Genomic DNA, 19222 nt, shown 5'->3' on the forward strand with positions numbered 1-19222 from the left:
GAATCTTTTTTAAAGCAAGCCGGTGCCCGAGCCTGTCCCCAAGCGGACTGGGGCCAGCGGATGGCATTGCGATAGGCCCGTTGCGGCGGCATCCAACCATTGCGAATGCGGATATTTACTTTTATTTGAATGTTTTCTGCTTTTTACCAGAAAAGGGTCAACGCACCCCGCGCAACAGGGTGCGTCCTTTTGCTGTGGGGTGGGATTTATCCACCCCACAGCCCTTGTTGTCAGAGCAGCAGACTCTTTTCGGTCTGCGGGTCAAAGAGGTGCAGCAGATCGCTGCGGAAGGTGAAATGGATTTCGGTACCGTAGCTGAACCCGCCGCGCTGTTCTTCGGTCAGCTCGGTGGTGGGGATGCGCAGAACCGCATCCTTGCCGGCAGCGGTCACATGCAGATAAACCTCGCTGCCCATCATCTCCGAAACATCTACGGTTGCTGAGATGGTGTAGGAACTCTTTTCAGACTTCAGCAGGACATGTTCCGGCCGCACGCCGAGGATAATGTCCCTCTCACCGACCTGTTTTTCGGTGAGCCGCGCCTGAACCCGATCCGACAGGGCGATGGTCGCGCCCGCGCAGGAAACCTGATACCCTTCCCCAATTTTTTCGAGGCGGGCGTTAAACAGGTTCATCTGCGGGGAGCCGATGAATCCCGCAACAAAGATGTTGGCCGGACGGTCAAAAACCTCCTGCGGGGTGCCGATCTGCATGATGTAGCCGTCCCGCATAATCACAATCCGGTCTCCGAGCGTCATCGCTTCGGTCTGGTCGTGGGTGACATAGATAAAGGTCGTGTCAATCCGCTGGCGCAGCTTGATGATCTCCGCACGCATCTGGTTGCGCAGCTTGGCATCCAGGTTGGAAAGCGGCTCATCCATCAGGAAAACCTGCGGTTCGCGGACGATCGCCCGTCCGATTGCGACACGCTGACGCTGACCGCCCGAAAGCGCTTTCGGTTTGCGCTCGAGATACTCGGTAATGCCGAGGATTGCAGCCGCATCCCGTACCTTTTTGTCAATCTCGTCCTTGGAAACATGGCGCAGCTTGAGAGAAAACGCCATGTTTTCATAGACAGTCATATGAGGATAGAGCGCATAGCTCTGGAATACCATCGCAATATCGCGGTCTTTCGGCTCCACATCGTTGACCCGTTTACCGCCGATCAGCAGATCTCCTTCCGAGATGTCCTCCAGCCCGGCGATCATACGCAGGGTGGTGGATTTCCCGCATCCGGAGGGGCCTACCAGAACGATGAACTCCTTGTCTGCGATCTCGAGATTGAACTCGTGGACCGCAGTGACATTTTTGTCATAAATTTTCTTGATGTTTCTCAAACTTAAATCTGCCATTGAGCACAAGCCGTAAGGACACCGCCCCCGCGAACATCCTTTCATGCATGGAGAGCAAAACACCACACACCTTGCGACAGGTCTCCACACTGCCGCACCGTCGGCCAAACGGAAATATTCCTCCTTTTTTACGGCCCATCCCGCCTATGGAAATGGAGTAGCCGGCCGGGGCCTGAATGGGGGGACAGTTCTGAAGATCAGCCGGTCACCTGCATGAGCCTGCTGAGTGCAGCGCGGTCACCTACCAACGTGAAATCCGGATGGAGCTGGAGAATCGAAGCAGGTACCTCGGGAGTCACCGGGCCGCTGAATGCGCGGCAGACGATCTCGGCCTTATCCTCCCCGCTTGCAACCACCAGCACTTTACGCGCCTGCATGATGCAGCGGATTCCCATGGTCAGCGCCTGACGGGGCACCTCGTCCGCGCTCGCGAAAAACCGCGCGTTCGCGTCGATCGTGCTTTTGGTCAGATCGACCACGTGGGTTGCCCTCGGGAATTCTGCACACGGCTCGTTAAAACCGATGTGTCCGTTGTGCCCGATGCCAAGCAGCTGAAGGTCGATGCCGCCCAGCGAATCGATCAGCGCTTCATACCGGCAGCATTCGGCCTGCGCATCCTCCGCAAGGCCGTCGGGCACATTGGTGTGCTCCGGATTGATGTTTACATGGTCGAACAGGTTGGCCTGCATGAAATAGCGGTAACTTTGATCGTGTGTCGGAGCCAGCCCTCTGTACTCATCGAGATTGACCGAATGGATTTCGCTGAAATCCAGATCCCCTCTCTGGTACCATTCGATCAGCTGTTTGTAGGTCCCGACCGGGGTCGATCCGGTGGCAAGACCCAGCACCGATGCAGGTTTGGACAGCATCTGTGCAGAAATCAGGTTTGCCGCTTTGCGGCTCATCCCCTCATAATCTTCAGCTTGATAGATTCTCATGGAACAGGCATCCTCCTAGCAGTATTTTTTGATCGCCTGGTCGATCTGTGCAGCGCAGGCAGAGACAATCTCCTGATCCTCCGGAACGAGGTTTGCGAGCGGAGCGCGCACGCCGCCGACTTCGACCCCCTCCCGCTGTTTGAGGACCGCTTTGATCGCCGCATACATGTTGCCGCGGGTCGAGCAAAGCCGATAGATAACCCGGCAGACCTCGTTCTGGATTTCACGGGCTTCCTCCAGCTTCCCGGCGAGGAACAGCTCGCGCGCCTTGAGGAACAGCTCAGGCATTGCGCCATAGGTGCCGCCGATGCCGCCGATCGCGCCCGCCGCAAGCCCCGAAACGAACTGCTCGTCGGGGCCGTTAAAGACGATCAGATCACCGGCGCCCTCGTCGCGGAACATCTGGATGTCCTGCACAGGCATCGACGAATTCTTGACGCCGATCACCCGCGGATTTTTCTTCATCTCGCGCAGCAGCGGCAGGGTCAGCGCCACACCGGCGAGCTGCGGGATGTTGTAGATCACAAAATCAGTTTCGGGCGCAGCTGCAGAGATGTCGTTCCAGTATTTTGCGATTGCGTGGTCGGGCAGCTTGAAATAGATCGGCGGGATCGAGGCGATCGCGTCAACCCCCTGCTCCTGCGCATGGGCTGCGAGTGTCTGGCTGTCTTTGGTGTTGTTGCAGGCAACATGCGCGATGATCGTCAGTTTACCGCGCGCCTCCGCCATCACATTTTCGAGAACAACTTTCCGCTCTTCCACACTCTGGTAGATACACTCGCCGGAGGAACCGCCCACATAAAGGCCCTGTACGCCCTTCCCGATGAAATACCGGGTCAGCGCGCGGACGCGTTCAGGGCTGATCTCCCCATTGTCATCATAGCAGGCATAGAATGCAGGAATAACGCCCTGGTATTTTGAAAAATCTCTCATTGGTAATACACGCTCCTTTTCGGATGGGGGCAATGCCCCGGCAGGTGAGGTCTGTTTTTATAAAAGAATTTCACCGTATGCAAGCGGCAGCGGGGTCTCTGCCCCTCGGTTTCGTCCCCTTGGAGAGGCGGACGGCTTGTGCGATTGGGAATCAGCCTTTGACTGCGCCCATCGTGATACCCTGTGTAAAATATTTCTGGAAACAGATAAAGATGGTGACAATCGGGATTGCGGCGAGTGCGGCACCCGCGATCAGCGGCCCATATTCAATGACATCCGCCGACTGCAGCCGCGCGATACCGAGCGCGATTGTCAGATTCTCGGTGCTGGTAAGCATGACCAGCTGGAGGAAGTAATCGTTCCAGGTGTTGATGAAGGTGAAGATCGACAGCGCTCCAACGCCCGGTTTTACCACTGGGAATACAACGCTCCAGAAGGTGCGCAGCTCACCCGCACCGTCAATACGCGCGGCCTCGAGCATCTCGGTGGGGATCGTCTCGGAAAACTGCTTCATCAGGAACACGCCAAACGGCCAGCCGACCGTAGGCAGAATAACCGCCCACACATTGTCATAGATGCCAAAGGTGGACATAATCCGCACCAGCGGGACAAGCACGACCTGCTTGGGCAGCGCCATAGCGCAGATGAACAGGGTAAAGACAATCTTCTGCCCAAAGAACCGTTTTTTTGCCAGCGCATAACCCGCGAGCGATGCGGTTCCGCAGACAAGGATCATCGAGACCAGCGCGATGAAAACACTGTTATACAGCCATTTCCAGGCGGGCTGCTTGAACAGGCGGACAAAGTTCTGCATGGTAAGTTTGGAGGGGAACAGCTCCGCCTTCCAGACATTGGTGGGATCGTTGAACGCGCCGGTCATAATCCGGTAGAACGGGAAGATGAACACCAGCGCCACAAGCACCAGCAGGATCATCGAGATCACCGCATATGGCGTTATTTTCTTTTTTCCCATAAACTTCCCCCTCCCTTAATACTCAACGCCGGTGTTCATTGTCTTGAACTGGAGGGCGCTGAAGATCGCAATGATGATCGCCAGAACGACACCCATCGCATTGGCGTAACCATAGCGGTAGAGCGAGAAGGCGTTCCGGTAGAGGTAGTACATGACCGTCGAGGTCGAGTTGCTCGGTCCACCCGAGGTCAGCAGCTGGATCAACGCGAAACACTGGAACGAGTTGATCGTCGTGATGACCAGCACATAGAGGGTGGTTGGCTTGATCGCCGGCCATTTGATCTGCCAGAAGGTCTGGAGCTTGGTCGCGCCGTCCACCTGGGCGGCCTCGACCTGGGACTGGTCAACGTTGCCAAGCGCGGCAACATAGAGGACGATCGGCTGCCCGACCGAGGTGGTGAACAGGATCAGCAGGATGCACCAGATTGCGACCCTCTGGTCACCCAGCCAGTTGATGTTCTTTTCAATCAGGCCGGAGGATTTGAGCGCCCAGTTGAAGATACCGCGCTGGAAATCGAACATCCATTTCCAGACGACGACAACCGTTACGCTTCCCGTGACCACCGGCAGATAGAACACACCGCGGAAGAACGAGCGGACCCAGCCTGTCTTCTGATAGATCGCCGACCCGACCCAGAGCGAGAAAAAGGTGACTGCCGGGACGGATACCACCACAATGACCACTGTATTCCACATCGAACGCAGAAATACCTTGTCTTGGAACAGCTCGATATAGTTGCCGAGGCCGACAAAACTTTCGGCCGAAACCGGACTTTTCATCGTGTAGTTAAACAGGCTGGTCACAACGCCCATGACCATGGGCACGATGACGAATGCAGCAAAAAAGAGCAGCGCCGGGAGCAGAAACAGATAGGCCACAGTGGTTTCTCTGCGCTGCAAAACATGGCTCAGATTCTTTTGAGGCGCAGCAGCCGGATTGGACTGGCCCATACGTCTTTACCTCCTTTTGGATCGGAATACCTGTCCGCCCCCACACCGGAAAGGGGCGCAGGGGCGGTCAGGGGCAGGATTCTCAGGTCATTAGAGCTTTGCTTGTTATGCAGCAGTCATGCCTGCGTTGGAAGCTGCGGCATAAGCGTCCAGAGCCTCTTTCGGATCGGTTCCGTTGGAGATGACATTCTGGAGCATGTTCCACCACTCGGTGCGCATGTTTGCGAACCCATCCATGGTGTTGTAGTACGGAGCATAGTATTTGGTGAAGTTCTCGAGGACCGCATACTCCTCATTTCCGGCATACAGATCCTTCTCGGCGAACGACTGACGGACCGGGAATGCGCCGGTGCGGACAACATTCTTCGGACCCCACTCGGGATCGTCGCAGATAAACTGGATGAGCTTCTTGGCAGCGTCAGCGCGGGCGGCATCGCCGTTGTCAAAGACGCAGAATCCATTGACCAGATACTCCAGCTCGGGAACGCCGTCATCAGACGGGAACGGCAGGGAGATCGGGGTTACGCCCGCAGCCTCCATGTTGGGGGCCTGTGCAAGCGCGGTGCTGGTGCCCCAGCAGAATGCGAAGGACGAGAAGCCAGTTGCAAACAGCTCGATGTCATTTGCGGCGGTGTTGGAAACGCCGTCGCCCAGCCAGCCTTTGTCGATCCACTCTTTCATCTTGGTCAGCGCCTGAACGCCGGCATCGCTGTTGGCGGTGTACTCGGTCATCTCAGGATTCGCGATGGTCGCGCCGTACAGGTTGGTGATGAAAGCACGTGTGCCCTGGTCGCCGCCCTGGCCGTTGCAGAATACGGTGCCCGGGTTCATGCCGGCAGCCGCGAGTTTCTCAATCGCTTTCTCCCAGTCAGCAGTGCTCCAGGTGCGGTCGCCTTCGAGGTTTACAAACTCCATCGCGCCCGCATCTTCCCACATCTGCTTGTTGATCGCCATATAGAACGGCGAAGAGCTGATCGGGTACATATACGGGGTGCCCTTGCCCTTGCAGGCTTCGACCAGCGCATCGTTGTTGACGTCCGCGATGAAGTCAGCGGTGAACAGGTCATCCAGCGGAACCAGCTTGCCGTTGTTGCCGTACTCAATGATCCGTCCGGGGGCATCGAACAGAACGTCCGGTGCATTGCCGCCCTCGATCGCCGAAACGATCTTCTCCGGTCCGTTGGTAAAGTCGATCGTGTCGAGCTTCACCTTGATGCCGGGGTTCGCGTCCTGGAACGCATCAATAATCTTCTGCTCGTAGGTACCTACCGGGTCGTCCGCGTTCTCCTGACCAAAGGTCGGGAACGCCCACCATGTAATTTCGATCTCAGAGCCGGCAGGCTCTGCTGCGGATGGCGCGCTGCTCTCCGCAGGTGCCGCAGAACTGACCGGCGCCTGCGAAGAAGCGGACGAGCTGCCGCCGCACGCGGTCATCGAAACCGTCATCATGGCCGACAGCAGGAATGCGAGCGTCTTTTTCAGTTTCATTGGAAGTTTCCTCCTACATTTCTGTTTTTGGCATAGTGTGTATGTGCTTAGGTAAATTATATAATTTCCGGGTGATAAAATCAATAGAATTAGGAAATTTTATATTAAAGTTTTCCATTCATTTTGGAAATGGCTGTTTTAACCGGCATCCAGCGCGGTTTTGTTTGCATTCCTCTGCGCGCTATGGTATGCTAAATAAAACCTTTTTCTGGAGGGATTTCTGTGAAAAAACATATTGTCTGCTTGGGGGACTCCAATACCCATGGCTATAGCGCCAGCCCGGACGACTGTGCGGATGGACCACTGCTTCGCTTTAATGAAGAGGAACGATGGACCTGCCTGCTCGGAAAACAGCTTGGGGAGGACTACCTGGTGCTTGAGGAAGGGCTGTCTGGGCGGACAACCGTCTTTTCCGATCCGCTTTGCGAAGGGCTTTCCGCGCTCGGCTACCTGTTTCCCTGCCTCACAAGCCACGAGCCGGTGAGCCTGCTGGTAGTAATGCTGGGAACCAACGATACAAAGGAACGGTTCCATGTCTCGGCCGAATGCATCTCGCTCGGGATGGAGCGTCTGGTGCGCGCTGCCCGCAACATTGAATGCTGGGGCGGCAAACAGCCGAATATCCTGATTGTTGCGCCCCCACCGATTGGCGAAGGGGTCTATCAGTCTGCTGTCTCGGAAACCATGGGACGCGGCTGTGTGGAAAAATCCCGGGAGCTTGCGCGGTATTACGCGCAGGTCGCCGAGCGTCAACACGCACACTTCCTGGACGCCGCCCCCTACGCTGAATTTAATACGATCGACTGTATGCATCTGACCCGCAAAGGCCATCGGATGCTGGCGGAGAAACTCGCGGAGGTCGTACGGGGGCTTGCATAGCCGCAGACAGTTACAATACTGCATAAAATCAGGGTGCTTTTTCACTTGCAAAAAGCACCCTCTTGCCGTTTTGCGGCAATTCACCCGAAAAAAGCGCTTCACAGGAGAAAGCGTTCCGCGCTCATCTCGCGCTAAGAGCCCGCCTTCGGCGGGTTGCGCTCGAAACGCTTCGCTGCGGCTCGCAGTGCGGAGCGCGTCGGGGGCACTGCCCCTCGACCCCGCAATTTTTTGAAAAAAATTGAGTAAAACTTTAAATTGAGAAAAGAAGAAATTCGCCGAGCTTGTCGGGGTGGGGCCTGCGGGGAGGGGCCGCTGACCCCTCGCCCGCAAGGCAAACTGAGGGGGCGTCGCGGCGTATGCCGCGCTTCGGACCGTAGGTCCGAGAAGACCCCCGAAGAAGGGCGCTTGCGTCCCGGAAGTTTGGTCTGGAACCCAAACTTCCGTTGCCCCACTGCCCCTCGACCCCGCAATTTTTTGAAAAAAATTGAGTAAAACTTTAAATTGAGAAAATAAGAAATTCGCCGAGCTTGTCGGGATGGGGCCTGCGGGGAGGGGCCGCTGACCCCTCGCCCGCAAGGCGCATCCTGCCCGAGCGTCGCGCGTAAGCGCGCTTCGGGCTGAAAGCCCGAGAAGCGATAGGCGTTCAAAGCCGTTCCACCACCTGTGCGAGCAGGCGCTCGAGGTCTTTGCCCCGCCGCTCACCCGTTTCAAGTACCTCTTCTTCGGTCAGCGGCTGGTCGAGTACCCCGGCTGCCATATTGGTAATCAGCGAGAACGCCAGCAAACGCATCCCACAATGGGAAGCCGCGATCGCCTCGGGCACAGTGGACATCCCCACCGCATCCGCTCCAAGCATCCGGAACGCCCGGATTTCGGCCGGAGTTTCATAACTTGGGCCGGAACACCCGAGATAGACCCCTTCCCGCAGCGGAATCCCCAGCTCATCCGCAACGGATTTCGCCAGCTCCCGCAATGCAGGGGTGTAGGTATAGCTCATATCGCAGAAGCGCGGACCAAATTCCGGTTCATTCGGCCCGGCCAACGGATTTTTTCCCATCAGGTTGATGTGGTCCGAGATCAGCATGAGGTCGCCTGCGGCATACTCCAGATTGACCCCGCCCGCAGCATTGGTGACGATCAATGTCCCGACCCCGAGCCGGCGCATCACCCGCACCGGGAACACCACATCGGTCAGTGGGTGTCCCTCGTAGAAATGCAGACGTCCCTGCATACAGATCACCCGTTTGCCCGACCATTCCCCCGCTACAAACTGCCCTTTATGTCCGGGCGCGGTCGAACGGGCGAAATGCGGCAGCTCCCCATAGGGAATCTCCCGTCTTTCCGCGATCTGGCCGGCGATCCCCCCCAGACCCGATCCCAAAATAATCCCGATTTCCGGCTGCATCCCCAGCCGCTCCTGGAGGGCAGCGGCGGCTTCTCCAGCTTTTTGATACTGCGTCATCTCGAATGCTCCTTTCCCAGCTCTCCCGCGATCCGATAAGCGGACCGCTCCGCTTCCCGGACCACCTTTTCCAGATCAATCGTCGGGAAGTTCCCGTCCCGATAGAGAACCTTCCCGTCCACCATGGTCAGGCAGACGTCGGCCCCCTGCCCTGCATAAATCAGATTGCCCGCCATATCATGACAGGGATGGTAATACGGCCGGCCGCGCAGATCGAATACTGCCAGATCGGCGCGTGCTCCTTCCCGCAGGATGCCGCAGTCCTCCCGGCCCTGTGAAAGCGCGCCTGCGCGGGTCGCGGCGTAAACCGCCTGTGCAGGGGATACCGCGGTAGGGTCGCCGCTGGCGGCCTTGTAAAGGGTCGCGAACAGCCGCGCCTCCTCCAGCAGATTGAGATTGTTGTTGCTGGCGGCCCCGTCGGTGCCGAGCGCGACGTTGACCCCGGCATCCAGCAGCCGCGGGACCGGGCAGAACCCGCTCGCCAGCTTGAGGTTGCTCACCGGGTTGCAGGCGGCAGTGACCCCGCGCGCCTTGAAAATCTCGATGTCGCAGTCCTCCACCCAGACACAGTGCGCAGCGGTCGTTGGCGCGTCGAACACCCCGAGGCTGTCAAAATACTGCGCCGGGGTTTTCCCGTTGTGACGCGCTTTGCACGCCTCATGCTCCGATCTGGTTTCCGAAAGGTGCAGATGCATCCGCAGACCGGTTTCTCTCGCCCAATCCGCCATCTGTGCCACTGTTTTCGGAGTCGATGTGTATTCCGCATGGATCGCCAGATCAATCCGGATCCGCCCATCGTCCGCGTTATGGAACTCCCGGATCAGCGGGAGCGTCTCCCTGTAAGCGGGCAGATTTTTCAGGTCACTTTCATCAAAACAGGTGATCGACGAACTGAAATTGATCTTGATGCCGCTTTCGAGCGCAGCGCGGCAGACCGCGTCCTCGCCGAAATACATGTCGGTCACCGACGTGACCCCAAACCGGAGCAGCTCGGCGATCGCCAGCATCGAGCCATTGTAGATATCCTCCGGGGCGAGCCGGGCCTCAAACGGGAACACCCGGGTGTTCAGCCAGTCATCCAGCGCAAGATTCTCCGCGTAGCCGCGCAGCAGGGTCATTGCGGCGTGGCTGTGGGCGTTGACCAGCCCCGGCATCAGCAGTTTGCCCTGGCCGTCGTACCGCTCGCCGTAGTCCTCCTTGGGAGGCTCCGCCCCGATATATTCGATTTTTTTGCCGCGCACCCCCAAAAACTGGTTTTCACGATATTGGCCCCGCTCATCCAGCAGGCCAATCCCGGCAAAGAGCATGGTCGTCCCTCCTTCTGATAGAAATCCCCGGTTTTTGGCGTGCAAAAACCGGGGGCCGCAGACGGGTGCAGGCTACTGGATTTCCTGCCCGTCAATAAATGTTTTCACGAGGTTCAGTTCCGGATCGAGCAGCAGCAGGTCGGCGCTTCTGCCCACGGCGAGCGAACCAATCTCCTGCTCCATGCGGATGACCTTTGCCGGGCGCAGGGTCGCGGCTGTGACCGCTGCCTCGAGCGGCAGTCCGAACCGCACGACATTGCGCAGCGCGTCGAGCATGCTGATCGACGACCCGGCGAGGGTGCCATCCAGCAGGGTGGCGCGGCCTCCCTTGACCACAATCGGCTGTCCGCCCAGCTCGTAATCCCCATCCGGCATCCCGGCGCAGCGCAGCGAATCGCTGATCAGGGTGAGCCGGTCTCCAAACATCTTATGCACCGCGAGGATCACTGCGGGATGGATGTGCAGGCCGTCGCAGATCAGCTCGACGCTTGCATCCGAGACGAGCGCCGCGCCGATGATCCCCGGCTCCCGGTGGAGCAGGGCGGGCATCCCGTTGAACAGGTGGGTCGCATGGCTCGCGCCGTTCTCATAGGCTTCGCAGGCGGTCTTGAAATCGGCGGTCGAATGCCCGAGCGAAACGGTGCACACCTTCGAGACCTCCCGGATAAATGCCATTGCGTTCGGCTCCTCGGGCGCAACGGTAACCAGCCGGACGATCCCGCCGGACGCCTCGTTCAGCCGGTGGAACATCTCCACATCCGGCTCATGCAGGTTGTCCGCCGCCTGCGCGCCCCGCTTGGCGTACGAAAGGAACGGCCCTTCGAGATGGATGCCCGCAGCCTTTGCACCGTCCGCCGGACGCTGGAACCCGCGGATCGACTCGACCGCTGTTTTGAGCACCGGTTCCTTGAGGGTCATGGTGGTCGGACAGAACGAGGTCACGCCATGCTGCGCGTAATAACGGGAAAGTTTTGGCAGGTTTTCTGCGATCCCGTCGCTCGCATCGCAGCCCACTGCGCCGTGGGTATGCACATCGATCAGGCCAGGGATCACGTAGCCGCCCTGTGCGTCGACCTCCGCTTCTCCGCTGCACTGCCCAATCCCGGTGATCTTCTGATCGAACGCGATACTTCCCTCTTCAAACCTTCCCTCCGGGGTGAAAATTTTGGCATTTTTAATGATCATTACAGGTTACCTCCAGATCGCTTTGTTTGAGAGCCTATTTTTACAGTTCAGATTGAGGGGCTTTTGGCAAGAGAAAAAGCCCCCGCTTGCCGCCTTGCGGCGGCAAGCCACCCAGAAATGCGCTTCACAGGATCAGGCGTTCCGCTCATCGCGATTTTTTGACTGCCGCCGCAGCGTGCATAGGCCAGCCGGCGTGAAGCGCCGGCCCTTAGGCCGGAGCAAAAACCGAGTAAAGCTTTTCGTTTCCTTCAAACTTTAAAAACCAAAAGTTTCGTCCACCTTTTCAAAGGTGGCGGGGTTGAGGGGCAGAGCCCCTCACATCTCCGGCAGGCTTGCTGCGGCTACCGACTGCCCTACCCGGCGTGCCTTCTCATCCGGCAGCGCGGCTTTGATCTCCTTGGCAGCTTCGGGGTATTCGTCCGCGAGCACCCGGTTGGCGGTCTCCAGGATGATATCCCCGCCCCGCCCGGACATGACCCGCCCGAGCAGCAGCACATGCTTGCAGCCGTACAGATGATGGTAGTATGCCAGCGAATGGCCGAGGTATACGCCGATCGAGCGATAGATGCCTTCGGCAGGGCTGCCCTCTTCCGCCATGAGCGCCTGCACCTTTTTGAGCTTTTCTGCGGGTGAGAGGCTCTCGTCGAGCTGGATACCCGCGGCGGGAGCAAGTTTGATCACCGCATCCTGGGAGAAATATTTGACGCCGCAGCCGATGTCGCCCGACCACTCGTCCTCCATAGCCTTGGGGCTGGCGTCGACCGGCATGAACGCCAGTTCGTTGAGCCATCCGGTGATATTGCCATCCTGGTCGACATAGCCGACCGCCTCACTCGTACCCATCGCGATGCCGAGCACATTGTTTTCGTTCAGGCTCATAGCGCCCGCCAGCGCGGTGACGTCGCCATCGTTGCAGACAGTCACCGGCACGTCGCCGATCTCCTTGGCTGCGCGGATATAGATGTCCTTGACCTTGGCATCAAACAGGTCCTTGGGCACCTTGAGGAAAAGGGATGCGTTCATTGTGCGGTTGTCGATATAGATGCCCGCCGACGAGACACCGATCGCATCCACCCGCGGCATATGCTCCGCTGCGGCCTTCATCGCCGAGACGATCCCCTCGAAATGGTAGTCGGGGTCCGAATTGGTCTTGGGGAACCAGACGACTTCCTCGCTGAATACCGGCTCTCCGTCGATGACCGCCGAAACCTTGCGGTCGCTGCCGCCCGCGTCAAACCCGATCCGGCAGCCCTCCAGATGCCGTCCGACCGGCTTGGATTCGCTCTTCTCCTCAGGCGCCTGACCGCAGGCCACCACCTCAAACGGGCGTTCATAGACGTTCGCCATGAAATCCGCATCAAATGCGCGGCTGCCGCCGGGCGCATACGCCTGCTTCATCTGCTCGCAGATGCCGTCGTCCCCACTGATGTAGATTTTGAAGCCGCCCTTCATCCACAAGACAGTCTTAATCAGCCGGTCGATATAGTAGCGGTCGGCTTCGGCCATCTCCGGGGTCCCGTGGATAAATGTGTGATAGGTTGCCATCTGCCCGCCCGCGCGTTCCACCGCTACGCTCACCGGCTTTTTCGCCGTTTTCAAAAAAGCGGTATTAAATTTGTAGAGCGGCAGGAATTCCTGGTCCAGCTCCGGCAGGTTTCTGACGTCAATTTCGATTCCAAGATGTTTCATAAGCAGCCTCCTTCATCAATCTGGGCGCGTGGTTGTTCTTACCTTATAGGCTACCCAGTTTTAAAAAATCTGTCAAGCAGTTTGGCAAAATTTTTACTGGTTTTTGTAAATTTTGCACTGTTTTTCTGGTTGTCCTCTTGACGAGACCCCGGTTGGGCGGGTATGATAGAGAGGACAAGATTTCACCCGTAACATTAGGAAAGTGGGGTAGATTCAAATGGACAGTGCAAAACTCAAAGGGTATCAGGAGTGGATCAGGGCCGAGCTCGACCGCTGTGTGGATTTCTGGCTGAAAAACGGCCTCGACAAGGTGAATGGCGGCGTTTACACCTGCCTCGACCGGACCGGTCAGGTTTTTTCGACCGACAAAAGCGTCTGGATGCAGGGCCGCTGCGCATGGACGTTCGCCTATCTTTGCCATGTCTATGGGGCGCGCCCCGAATGGCTTGCAGCGAGCAAAAGCTGTCTGGATTTCCTGGAGGAACACTGCATCAACCGTGAGGCGGGCAACCGGCTTTACTTCACCGTCACCGCGGACGGCAAGCCGCTGCGCCAGCGCCGCTACTGTTTCTCTGAGGGATTCTACTGCATCGGCAATGCCGAGTATTACGGCGTAACCGGTGACGAAACCTGCCTGAAGCGTGCCCGCGACGCCTATGAGCTGATCTATCAACTGAACAACGGCCTGATTAAGGACCCCACCGGGCTGGGCCCCAAGACGATCCCTGAAACCCGCTCGGGACGTGCACTCGCCGACCCGATGATCTATCTGAACATCACCTCGGTCATGCGGCGGGTCGACCCTGCGAATGCCGAGCTGTATGACAAACGCAGCGCCAAGTGCGTGCAGACGATCTTCGGCTACCACTTCAAGCCGGAACTGAAATGTACCCTTGAATCAGTGGGCGTAAACGGCGAATTCATGGACAGCATCACCGCAGGCCGGGTGGTCAACCCAGGACATGATATCGAGTGCAGCTGGTTCCTGATGGAGGAAGCCAACCACAAGAAGGATGAGCAGCTGCGCAAAAACGCGATGCAGGTGTTTGATTTTGCGATTGAGGCTGGCTGGGATAAGGAATACGGCGGGCTTCTCTACTTTATCGACTGCCTTGGAAAGCCGCCCGAGTCGTACGAGCACGATATGAAGCTCTGGTGGCCGCATGACGAAATCCTGATCGCGAGCCTGATGATCTACCGCGACACCGGGGATGAAAAATACCTTTCGTGGTTTGACAAGACGCTCGCATACTGCAAGCAGGTCTTTTCTGACCCCGAGTACGGCGAGTGGTATGGCTATCTGCGCCGCGATGGCAAACCGACCGCCCCGCCCTGCAAGGGCAGCACCTTCAAAGGCCCGTTCCATCTGCCGCGTATGCTGGTGATGTGCGACACCATGCTCACCGAGCTGCTCGCACGCGAAGGGGACAAAGCGTAAAAGCGGCCCGCGCCGAAACCAAGGGGAGCCTTTTTGCCTGTGTAAAAAGGCTCCCTCCCATCGCCCTGACAGGAGATGTCTTCTATGCGCTTCCATCACGCAGGCCCGTTAAACAATGCGATAAACCCCGGGGAAACCGGCGCAAAAAAACAGCGTCCCGCCCTCCCCTTTTCCCTGCTGCTCCTAATCGGGATGCTGGTATCTATGGTCTGTGATCTGTCTATCTCCGGAAAGCTTACCTGGTCCCTGTTCCCCGCCCTCTCGATCCTGTTTGTCTGGCTGGTCTTTTTCCCGATTGTCCTACACGGGAAGGAGGGTATTTTTTGGGGACTGCTGGCTTTGAGTCTCTCCCTTCTGCCGTTCCTCTACGGCCTCGACCGCCTGATACAGGGCCATGCCTCCATTCTGCCGGTCGGCGGCAGGATGGCAGTGATCGGAGCCGCCTTTCTGTGGATTGTTTTTGCACTGTTCCGGTTTTGGAGAAACCGGAAACTGCTGGCCGTTGCGGTTTCCTGCCTGACAGCCATCCCGGGATGTGCGGCTGTCAACCTCACGCTTTCCGGAATACTCGGTTGCCCTGTGCTTGACCGCTGGGACCTTCTGTCGTTTCTGGTTTTGGCGACCCTGTCGGCCCTGTTCTTTCTGCTCGACCTCCGGGCACGATGATGGAGCCGATCTTCCCAATTTTCCTCCGGATGCGAACTATGCCCTTAAAAATCCGGATACGGCTGCTCATCTTTCAAAAAGGCTGGTGATTTCCCCGATGCTGAATCAGGTCTTTAACCCGGACAACTTTCTCTTTCGCGCGGTTGGCAAGTTCGCCGACCTTCTCTTTTTGAGCTTGGCCTGGCTTGTTTGCTCGCTCCCGGTGGTGACGATAGGCCCGGCCACAGCCGCCCTCTACTATGCCGCTGTCAAGAGTGTCCGCCGTGGGGAGGGGCGCGTTGGCCAGTCCTTTTTCCATTCGTTCCGCGAAAACCTGAAAACCGGAATCCCGGCTTCGGCCATTGCGGTGGCTGCGGGGTTCCTGCTCTGCAACGGGATGCTCCTCACCCGACAGATGGCGCGGGCGGACAGTGGATGGACCGCGTTCTGCATCGCATATGGAGTGCTGCTCCTGCTGCCTGCCGGGGCTGCCTGCTACCTGTTCCCGATCCTCTCCCGGTTCACCTTCGGGGTCGGGGGGCTGTTCTCCGCTTCGTTCCTGCTCTCCATACGTCATCTGCCTTCGACAGTCGTCCTCGTCCTGCTTAACGGGCAGGGAATCCTCATCTGTGTCAGGGGGCTGCGCTCCATGCTCGACGCCTACCGGCTTTCCCCCCAGGCGATCCCCTATCCCCAATACTGGATGCCGCTGCTGATCGTCCCCGCCGCCGCCGCACTGCTCTCCTCCCTCTTCCTTGAGCGGATTTTCAAAAAATATACCCCGCCAAAACAGCCCGGATGCCCTGACGAGGCAAACAGCAGCCCTGCACCCTGGTATCTGCGCTGAGCAGGTCAGGGACTCCTGGCTTCTATCGTGTCGGGGGGCTTAGAGTCACCAAAGCGGACCAGCCGCTATGGGCGAAAGGAGGCGGCTGTAATGGACATAGCTGCGGGGGTGGTTCCCGGTGGTTTGGAGCCTGGATTATAAAACCAAAAAAATTTTTCCATTACCTGTTGACAAACCTCGATTGATATGCTAAAATAACTTTCAGTTTCCAACGAGGATATTTCAGAATGATTATGAATCCGCTGGTGTAGCTCAGTTGGTAGAGCAGCTGATTTGTAATCAGCAGGTCGGGGGTTCGAGTCCGTCCACCAGCTCCATCAAAAGTGAATCATGGGAGGGTTCCCGAGTGGCCAAAGGGGGCAGACTGTAAATCTGTTGCTTTCAGCTTCGATGGTTCGAATCCATCTCCTCCCACCAATAGGCAAGGTCCGGTGCAAAAGCGCCGGATTTTGTTATATGCGGAAATTGGATGAAAACCCTTTTTGAAAAATGCGAAATGGGTCCTAAAATAACCAGAGGCCGGACACGATTGTGCCCGGCCTCCGGTTTTGATTGTTCGGCAGGCCATTTGGGGCCTTTACTCAAGTACATAGATGTCCACAATCCGCCGGCCATTGAGGACGCTCTCCTCATAGGTCTCGTAGAACAAGTCCACATCCACCACATTCGCCATCAGCCCAATACCGGTATCCGCGGCAATCGCGCACCCATAGACAAACCGGTTGTCGGTGGTGGCGATGTACAGCTTGGAGCCGTAGGGGATCTTGTTGGGGTTGACCGCAACATGTCCAGGAATCGCGTACCGTCCGCTGGCAGTCCGCGCACCCGGCCGCGCGCTGTATCCGGTGGCGATCTGGTCGGTCAGCAGGCGGGAATAATGGAGCGGTTTTCCGTTCTCGTCAACCTCCAGATCAAAGTCCAGATTGGAAACCGGCACCTCCGACCCGATCAGGATCAGCTCGGTCACCGGGGGCTTGGTCACATTCTCACCAAGCAGCTGGACCTCCTCCCTGCGGCCATCTACCGTACGGCGCATATAGGTAAGGGTCTTGCTCCCCTCCGCACCCTGCTGAATCGTTTGCGTGCGTCCCAGCCGGATCAGGGAGGTGTTTTTCCGCACCGTCTGATAGGGAATCTCTTCGTCTTCGGTATACCGCTCGTATTCGACACGCTGAAGCGTAATCTGATCCCCATCAAGGATGGGTTTGTCCGCATCCGGGGTCAGCAGGTCGTTCCCGTCATAGGTGATCCCCTGCTGGTAGAGCAGGTCGCCCACTGTTGTACCAACCGGCACGTCATGGAACGAGATTCCTCCGTCCGCCTGGATGCTTGCTTTGCAGGTGCGGGTCGTGTTCAGCTCCGCGTAGTGTCCGGAAAGTCCACGATACCCAGTCTGTTTCTGGTCCAGCTGGCCCGCATAGGTTTCAAAAATTTTTCCGGGATCGCTCTCCATTGTGTAATGAAGCTCGCTCCCCTCCTCATCGGTCACATAGACAACGTTGGTCATGGTGGAAATCTGAAAGATCACAAATGCCAGCACCACCGACAACATGCCCAGTGCAAAAGCCCGGCTGCGCAAAAATGCCGCCAATGCGCGGGCCTCTTTCCAAATCCGACTCATAAAATACTCCTTTTTTCTTTTCGCCGCAGATTTTTACAGCGAGACATAGGGCGATGGGAAATTCACCCTGTGTTTAGTATATCAGAGCACTACCCATTATATGCAACTTCTGGGTCTTTGTCAAACCGAAGACCGGGGGCGGCCTCCCAAAAAGCGGGATGATTCGCTGTTTCTCCCCGTCTTTTCGATCATGTCCGCCAAAAGGGCAGGTTCCAACCAGGGCAGGACAGAAAAAATTCACAGAAACTTTATCTTTTCCCTGCGCAGCATAAACTGACGGCTTTGTGGCATTCCATCCGCTTCCACATAAGATATTCCAGGGGCCTGGCCCCCACGGTGGCGGAGGCACCGGAGTTCCCCCTTTCCGCCGATCCCATCCCCTTGACGCTTGCAGCCAATACACTTCACTTTGTGCCCTTCAGCATCCGGGGTGATGTGGCATCGTTTATCAGCGTAACACCGCAAAACAATGGACAGGCGGACAGACGCGCTCCATGTCCGCAGTTATGTCCCTGCCAGAGGAACGTCATTGATGCAGGCAGCGGTATCCTACGCTTTTCTGACTGCCGCGGCACAGCCAACCATACCTGCATCCCAACCCGACCGTCAGACAGCGGCAGCGATTGCTAACCTGATCGGTTCGGTCCCGGTTGTAACAATTGCGGCGTTCTGACCTCCCTTTCCCGGAAAGCCCAGCGCCTGCAACGGTAAACAAAAACGCCTCTGCTAAAAGCAGAGGCGTTTATTTGCGCAGAAATCAGATTGCGCGCTGCACTTTGTCAGAACGCAGGCAGCGGGTGCAGGCGTGGATGTGGCGGGGAGTACCGTCGACGATCGCCTTTACGCGCTGTACATTGGGCTTCCAAGCTCTGTTGGAGCGTCTGTGAGAATGGGAAACCTTGATTCCGAAGGTAACACCTTTTCCGCAGATGTCGCATTTTGCCATGTGTCTGCACCTCCTCTTTGCGGGACAGTCTTTGTAATTCTCTCTCGAGGTCAACAGTAGTATTTTATCAGATGCGGCCCGGAAATGCAAGGGCTTTTTGATAATTTTTTGTGAAATGAAAAGTGTAAAATTAATTGCGAAAGAGACTTTTAGCGAAAAGTCCCTCTTTCGCAATCTTTTTTATCCACCGTCAATAGAAAAGGAGTTGTAAAAGAAATGGTAAAACGAACCCTGCGCCTTACGGAATCAGTCGCGTTTGAGTTGGACAATCTCGCGACTGAAAACAACTGTGATTTGGAAACCCTGATTTTAACCAACCTGTCTAAAGCATATAACCGCTTCAGCTTTGCACGTAAGGACTGCATACGCCGCAACGAGTGCCCTTCTTGTTTCCGGCGCCGCTGTAACTGTCCTGAATATAGGTGTGACCCTGCCATTGATGCGGATGGTATCCCCTATTAAACCGTTTCCTCTTTCTGTAAAAGAATTTGGAATACAGCCCGGCGCATGAATATTACATATAGCCCAGAGTTTTAGCCGATGTCCGCGCCGGGCAGTTTTATCAAAC

The 19222-nt window shown here is 57.1% G+C and carries 18 protein-coding genes and 2 tRNA genes; 8 read left to right on the forward strand and 12 right to left on the reverse strand.

The annotated features are described in order from the left end of the window. Positions 1 to 230: 230 nt before the first annotated feature. The 6 genes from ugpC to D5269_RS00785 all read right to left on the reverse strand — a co-directional run bounded on the left by ugpC (position 231) and on the right by D5269_RS00785 (position 6635). A complete protein-coding gene (gene ugpC / locus D5269_RS00760; protein ID WP_120481614.1) occupies positions 231 to 1352 on the reverse strand; it encodes a sn-glycerol-3-phosphate ABC transporter ATP-binding protein UgpC in 1122 nt (373 codons plus the stop codon). A gap of 197 nt (positions 1353 to 1549) precedes the next feature. Next, on the reverse strand, positions 1550 to 2290 hold the full coding sequence (nagB, locus tag D5269_RS00765) for a glucosamine-6-phosphate deaminase (RefSeq protein WP_016316440.1): 741 nt from the start codon (positions 2288 to 2290) through the stop codon (positions 1550 to 1552). Positions 2291 to 2305: 15 nt separating this feature from the next. Beyond that, positions 2306 to 3223, reverse strand: coding sequence for a dihydrodipicolinate synthase family protein (locus D5269_RS00770; RefSeq protein ID WP_120481616.1), 918 nt, complete (start codon positions 3221 to 3223; stop codon positions 2306 to 2308). Positions 3224 to 3374: 151 nt separating this feature from the next. Next, entirely contained in the window at positions 3375 to 4196 is an 822-nt protein-coding gene (locus D5269_RS00775; protein ID WP_016316438.1) for a carbohydrate ABC transporter permease, read from the reverse strand. 15 nt (positions 4197 to 4211) lie between these two features. Further along, entirely contained in the window at positions 4212 to 5147 is a 936-nt protein-coding gene (locus D5269_RS00780; RefSeq protein WP_016316437.1) for a sugar ABC transporter permease, read from the reverse strand. A 105-nt stretch (positions 5148 to 5252) separates the two neighbouring features. Further along, entirely contained in the window at positions 5253 to 6635 is a 1383-nt protein-coding gene (locus tag D5269_RS00785; protein ID WP_120481618.1) for an extracellular solute-binding protein, read from the reverse strand. 222 nt (positions 6636 to 6857) lie between these two features. On the opposite strand from D5269_RS00785, the gene D5269_RS00790 reads away from it, so the two are divergent. Beyond that, positions 6858 to 7514, forward strand: coding sequence for a GDSL-type esterase/lipase family protein (locus D5269_RS00790; protein WP_120481620.1), 657 nt, complete (start codon positions 6858 to 6860; stop codon positions 7512 to 7514). Between the two features lie 643 nt (positions 7515 to 8157). Here the strand turns inward: D5269_RS00790 and D5269_RS00795 are convergent. The 4 genes from D5269_RS00795 to D5269_RS00810 form a co-directional block, all read right to left on the reverse strand. Then, positions 8158 to 8976, reverse strand: coding sequence for a purine-nucleoside phosphorylase (locus D5269_RS00795; RefSeq protein ID WP_120481622.1), 819 nt, complete (start codon positions 8974 to 8976; stop codon positions 8158 to 8160). After that, complete coding sequence (locus D5269_RS00800) at positions 8973 to 10283, reverse strand: amidohydrolase (RefSeq protein ID WP_120481624.1); 1311 nt, start codon at positions 10281 to 10283, stop codon at positions 8973 to 8975. Before D5269_RS00800 ends, D5269_RS00795 begins: the two co-directional genes overlap by 4 nt. 72 nt (positions 10284 to 10355) lie before the next feature. Beyond that, a complete protein-coding gene (gene nagA, locus D5269_RS00805) occupies positions 10356 to 11468 on the reverse strand; it encodes an N-acetylglucosamine-6-phosphate deacetylase (RefSeq protein ID WP_120481626.1) in 1113 nt (370 codons plus the stop codon). Between the two features lie 315 nt (positions 11469 to 11783). Continuing rightward, positions 11784 to 13157 carry an ROK family protein gene (locus D5269_RS00810; RefSeq protein ID WP_016316431.1) on the reverse strand — a complete coding sequence of 458 codons (1374 nt, stop codon included), beginning with the start codon at positions 13155 to 13157 and terminating at the stop codon, positions 11784 to 11786. A 217-nt stretch (positions 13158 to 13374) separates the two neighbouring features. On the opposite strand from D5269_RS00810, the gene D5269_RS00815 reads away from it, so the two are divergent. From D5269_RS00815 to D5269_RS00835, 5 genes are all read left to right on the forward strand, one after another. Beyond that, positions 13375 to 14595: an AGE family epimerase/isomerase gene (locus D5269_RS00815; RefSeq protein ID WP_120481628.1), complete on the forward strand. Its 1221-nt coding sequence runs from the start codon at positions 13375 to 13377 to the stop codon at positions 14593 to 14595. Between the two features lie 84 nt (positions 14596 to 14679). Beyond that, the gene (locus D5269_RS00820; RefSeq protein WP_120481630.1) at positions 14680 to 15261 is read left to right on the forward strand and encodes a hypothetical protein; all 582 of its coding nucleotides are present in this window, start codon (positions 14680 to 14682) and stop codon (positions 15259 to 15261) included. Between the two features lie 97 nt (positions 15262 to 15358). Next, positions 15359 to 16087, forward strand: a complete 729-nt coding sequence (locus D5269_RS00825; protein ID WP_120481632.1) for a YesL family protein — start codon at positions 15359 to 15361, stop codon at positions 16085 to 16087. A gap of 241 nt (positions 16088 to 16328) precedes the next feature. Further along, positions 16329 to 16404 (forward strand) — tRNA-Thr (locus D5269_RS00830). A gap of 15 nt (positions 16405 to 16419) precedes the next feature. Further along, positions 16420 to 16504: transfer RNA gene (locus D5269_RS00835), tRNA-Tyr, on the forward strand. Positions 16505 to 16664: 160 nt separating this feature from the next. Here the strand turns inward: D5269_RS00835 and D5269_RS00840 are convergent. Continuing rightward, positions 16665 to 17708 carry a 3D domain-containing protein gene (locus tag D5269_RS00840; protein ID WP_016316426.1) on the reverse strand — a complete coding sequence of 348 codons (1044 nt, stop codon included), beginning with the start codon at positions 17706 to 17708 and terminating at the stop codon, positions 16665 to 16667. 532 nt (positions 17709 to 18240) lie between these two features. On the opposite strand from D5269_RS00840, the gene D5269_RS00845 reads away from it, so the two are divergent. Beyond that, positions 18241 to 18381, forward strand: coding sequence for a hypothetical protein (locus D5269_RS00845; protein WP_158604797.1), 141 nt, complete (start codon positions 18241 to 18243; stop codon positions 18379 to 18381). Positions 18382 to 18465: 84 nt separating this feature from the next. Here the strand turns inward: D5269_RS00845 and rpmB are convergent, their stop codons facing one another. Beyond that, on the reverse strand, positions 18466 to 18654 hold the full coding sequence (gene rpmB, locus D5269_RS00850) for a 50S ribosomal protein L28 (RefSeq protein ID WP_016316425.1): 189 nt from the start codon (positions 18652 to 18654) through the stop codon (positions 18466 to 18468). A gap of 216 nt (positions 18655 to 18870) precedes the next feature. On the opposite strand from rpmB, the gene D5269_RS00855 reads away from it, so the two are divergent. Next, positions 18871 to 19116, forward strand: coding sequence for a hypothetical protein (locus D5269_RS00855; protein WP_120481636.1), 246 nt, complete (start codon positions 18871 to 18873; stop codon positions 19114 to 19116). Positions 19117 to 19222: the final 106 nt, after the last annotated feature.

It is taken from the genome of Anaerotruncus sp. 1XD42-93 (genome assembly GCF_009917605.1).
Classification (GTDB): Bacteria; Bacillota; Clostridia; order Oscillospirales; family Ruminococcaceae; genus Anaerotruncus.

Excerpts from the sequence above, each read along its gene's own strand:
- nagA (WP_120481626.1), bottom strand. The coding sequence starts at position 11,468 with ATGATCATTAAAAATGCCAAAATTTTCACCCCGGAGGGAAGGTTTGAA.
- D5269_RS00775 (WP_016316438.1), bottom strand. The coding sequence starts at position 4,196 with ATGGGAAAAAAGAAAATAACGCCATATGCGGTGATCTCGATGATCCTG.
- D5269_RS00800 (WP_120481624.1), bottom strand. The coding sequence starts at position 10,283 with ATGCTCTTTGCCGGGATTGGCCTGCTGGATGAGCGGGGCCAATATCGT.
- D5269_RS00785 (WP_120481618.1), bottom strand. The coding sequence starts at position 6,635 with ATGAAACTGAAAAAGACGCTCGCATTCCTGCTGTCGGCCATGATGACG.
- D5269_RS00855 (WP_120481636.1), top strand. The coding sequence starts at position 18,871 with ATGGTAAAACGAACCCTGCGCCTTACGGAATCAGTCGCGTTTGAGTTG.
- D5269_RS00770 (WP_120481616.1), bottom strand. The coding sequence starts at position 3,223 with ATGAGAGATTTTTCAAAATACCAGGGCGTTATTCCTGCATTCTATGCC.
- D5269_RS00815 (WP_120481628.1), top strand. The coding sequence starts at position 13,375 with ATGGACAGTGCAAAACTCAAAGGGTATCAGGAGTGGATCAGGGCCGAG.
- D5269_RS00810 (WP_016316431.1), bottom strand. The coding sequence starts at position 13,157 with ATGAAACATCTTGGAATCGAAATTGACGTCAGAAACCTGCCGGAGCTG.
- D5269_RS00845 (WP_158604797.1), top strand. The coding sequence starts at position 18,241 with ATGCAGGCAGCGGTATCCTACGCTTTTCTGACTGCCGCGGCACAGCCA.
- D5269_RS00840 (WP_016316426.1), bottom strand. The coding sequence starts at position 17,708 with ATGAGTCGGATTTGGAAAGAGGCCCGCGCATTGGCGGCATTTTTGCGC.
- D5269_RS00780 (WP_016316437.1), bottom strand. The coding sequence starts at position 5,147 with ATGGGCCAGTCCAATCCGGCTGCTGCGCCTCAAAAGAATCTGAGCCAT.
- D5269_RS00795 (WP_120481622.1), bottom strand. The coding sequence starts at position 8,976 with ATGACGCAGTATCAAAAAGCTGGAGAAGCCGCCGCTGCCCTCCAGGAG.
- nagB (WP_016316440.1), bottom strand. The coding sequence starts at position 2,290 with ATGAGAATCTATCAAGCTGAAGATTATGAGGGGATGAGCCGCAAAGCG.
- D5269_RS00825 (WP_120481632.1), top strand. The coding sequence starts at position 15,359 with ATGCTGAATCAGGTCTTTAACCCGGACAACTTTCTCTTTCGCGCGGTT.
- rpmB (WP_016316425.1), bottom strand. The coding sequence starts at position 18,654 with ATGGCAAAATGCGACATCTGCGGAAAAGGTGTTACCTTCGGAATCAAG.
- ugpC (WP_120481614.1), bottom strand. The coding sequence starts at position 1,352 with ATGGCAGATTTAAGTTTGAGAAACATCAAGAAAATTTATGACAAAAAT.
- D5269_RS00820 (WP_120481630.1), top strand. The coding sequence starts at position 14,680 with ATGCGCTTCCATCACGCAGGCCCGTTAAACAATGCGATAAACCCCGGG.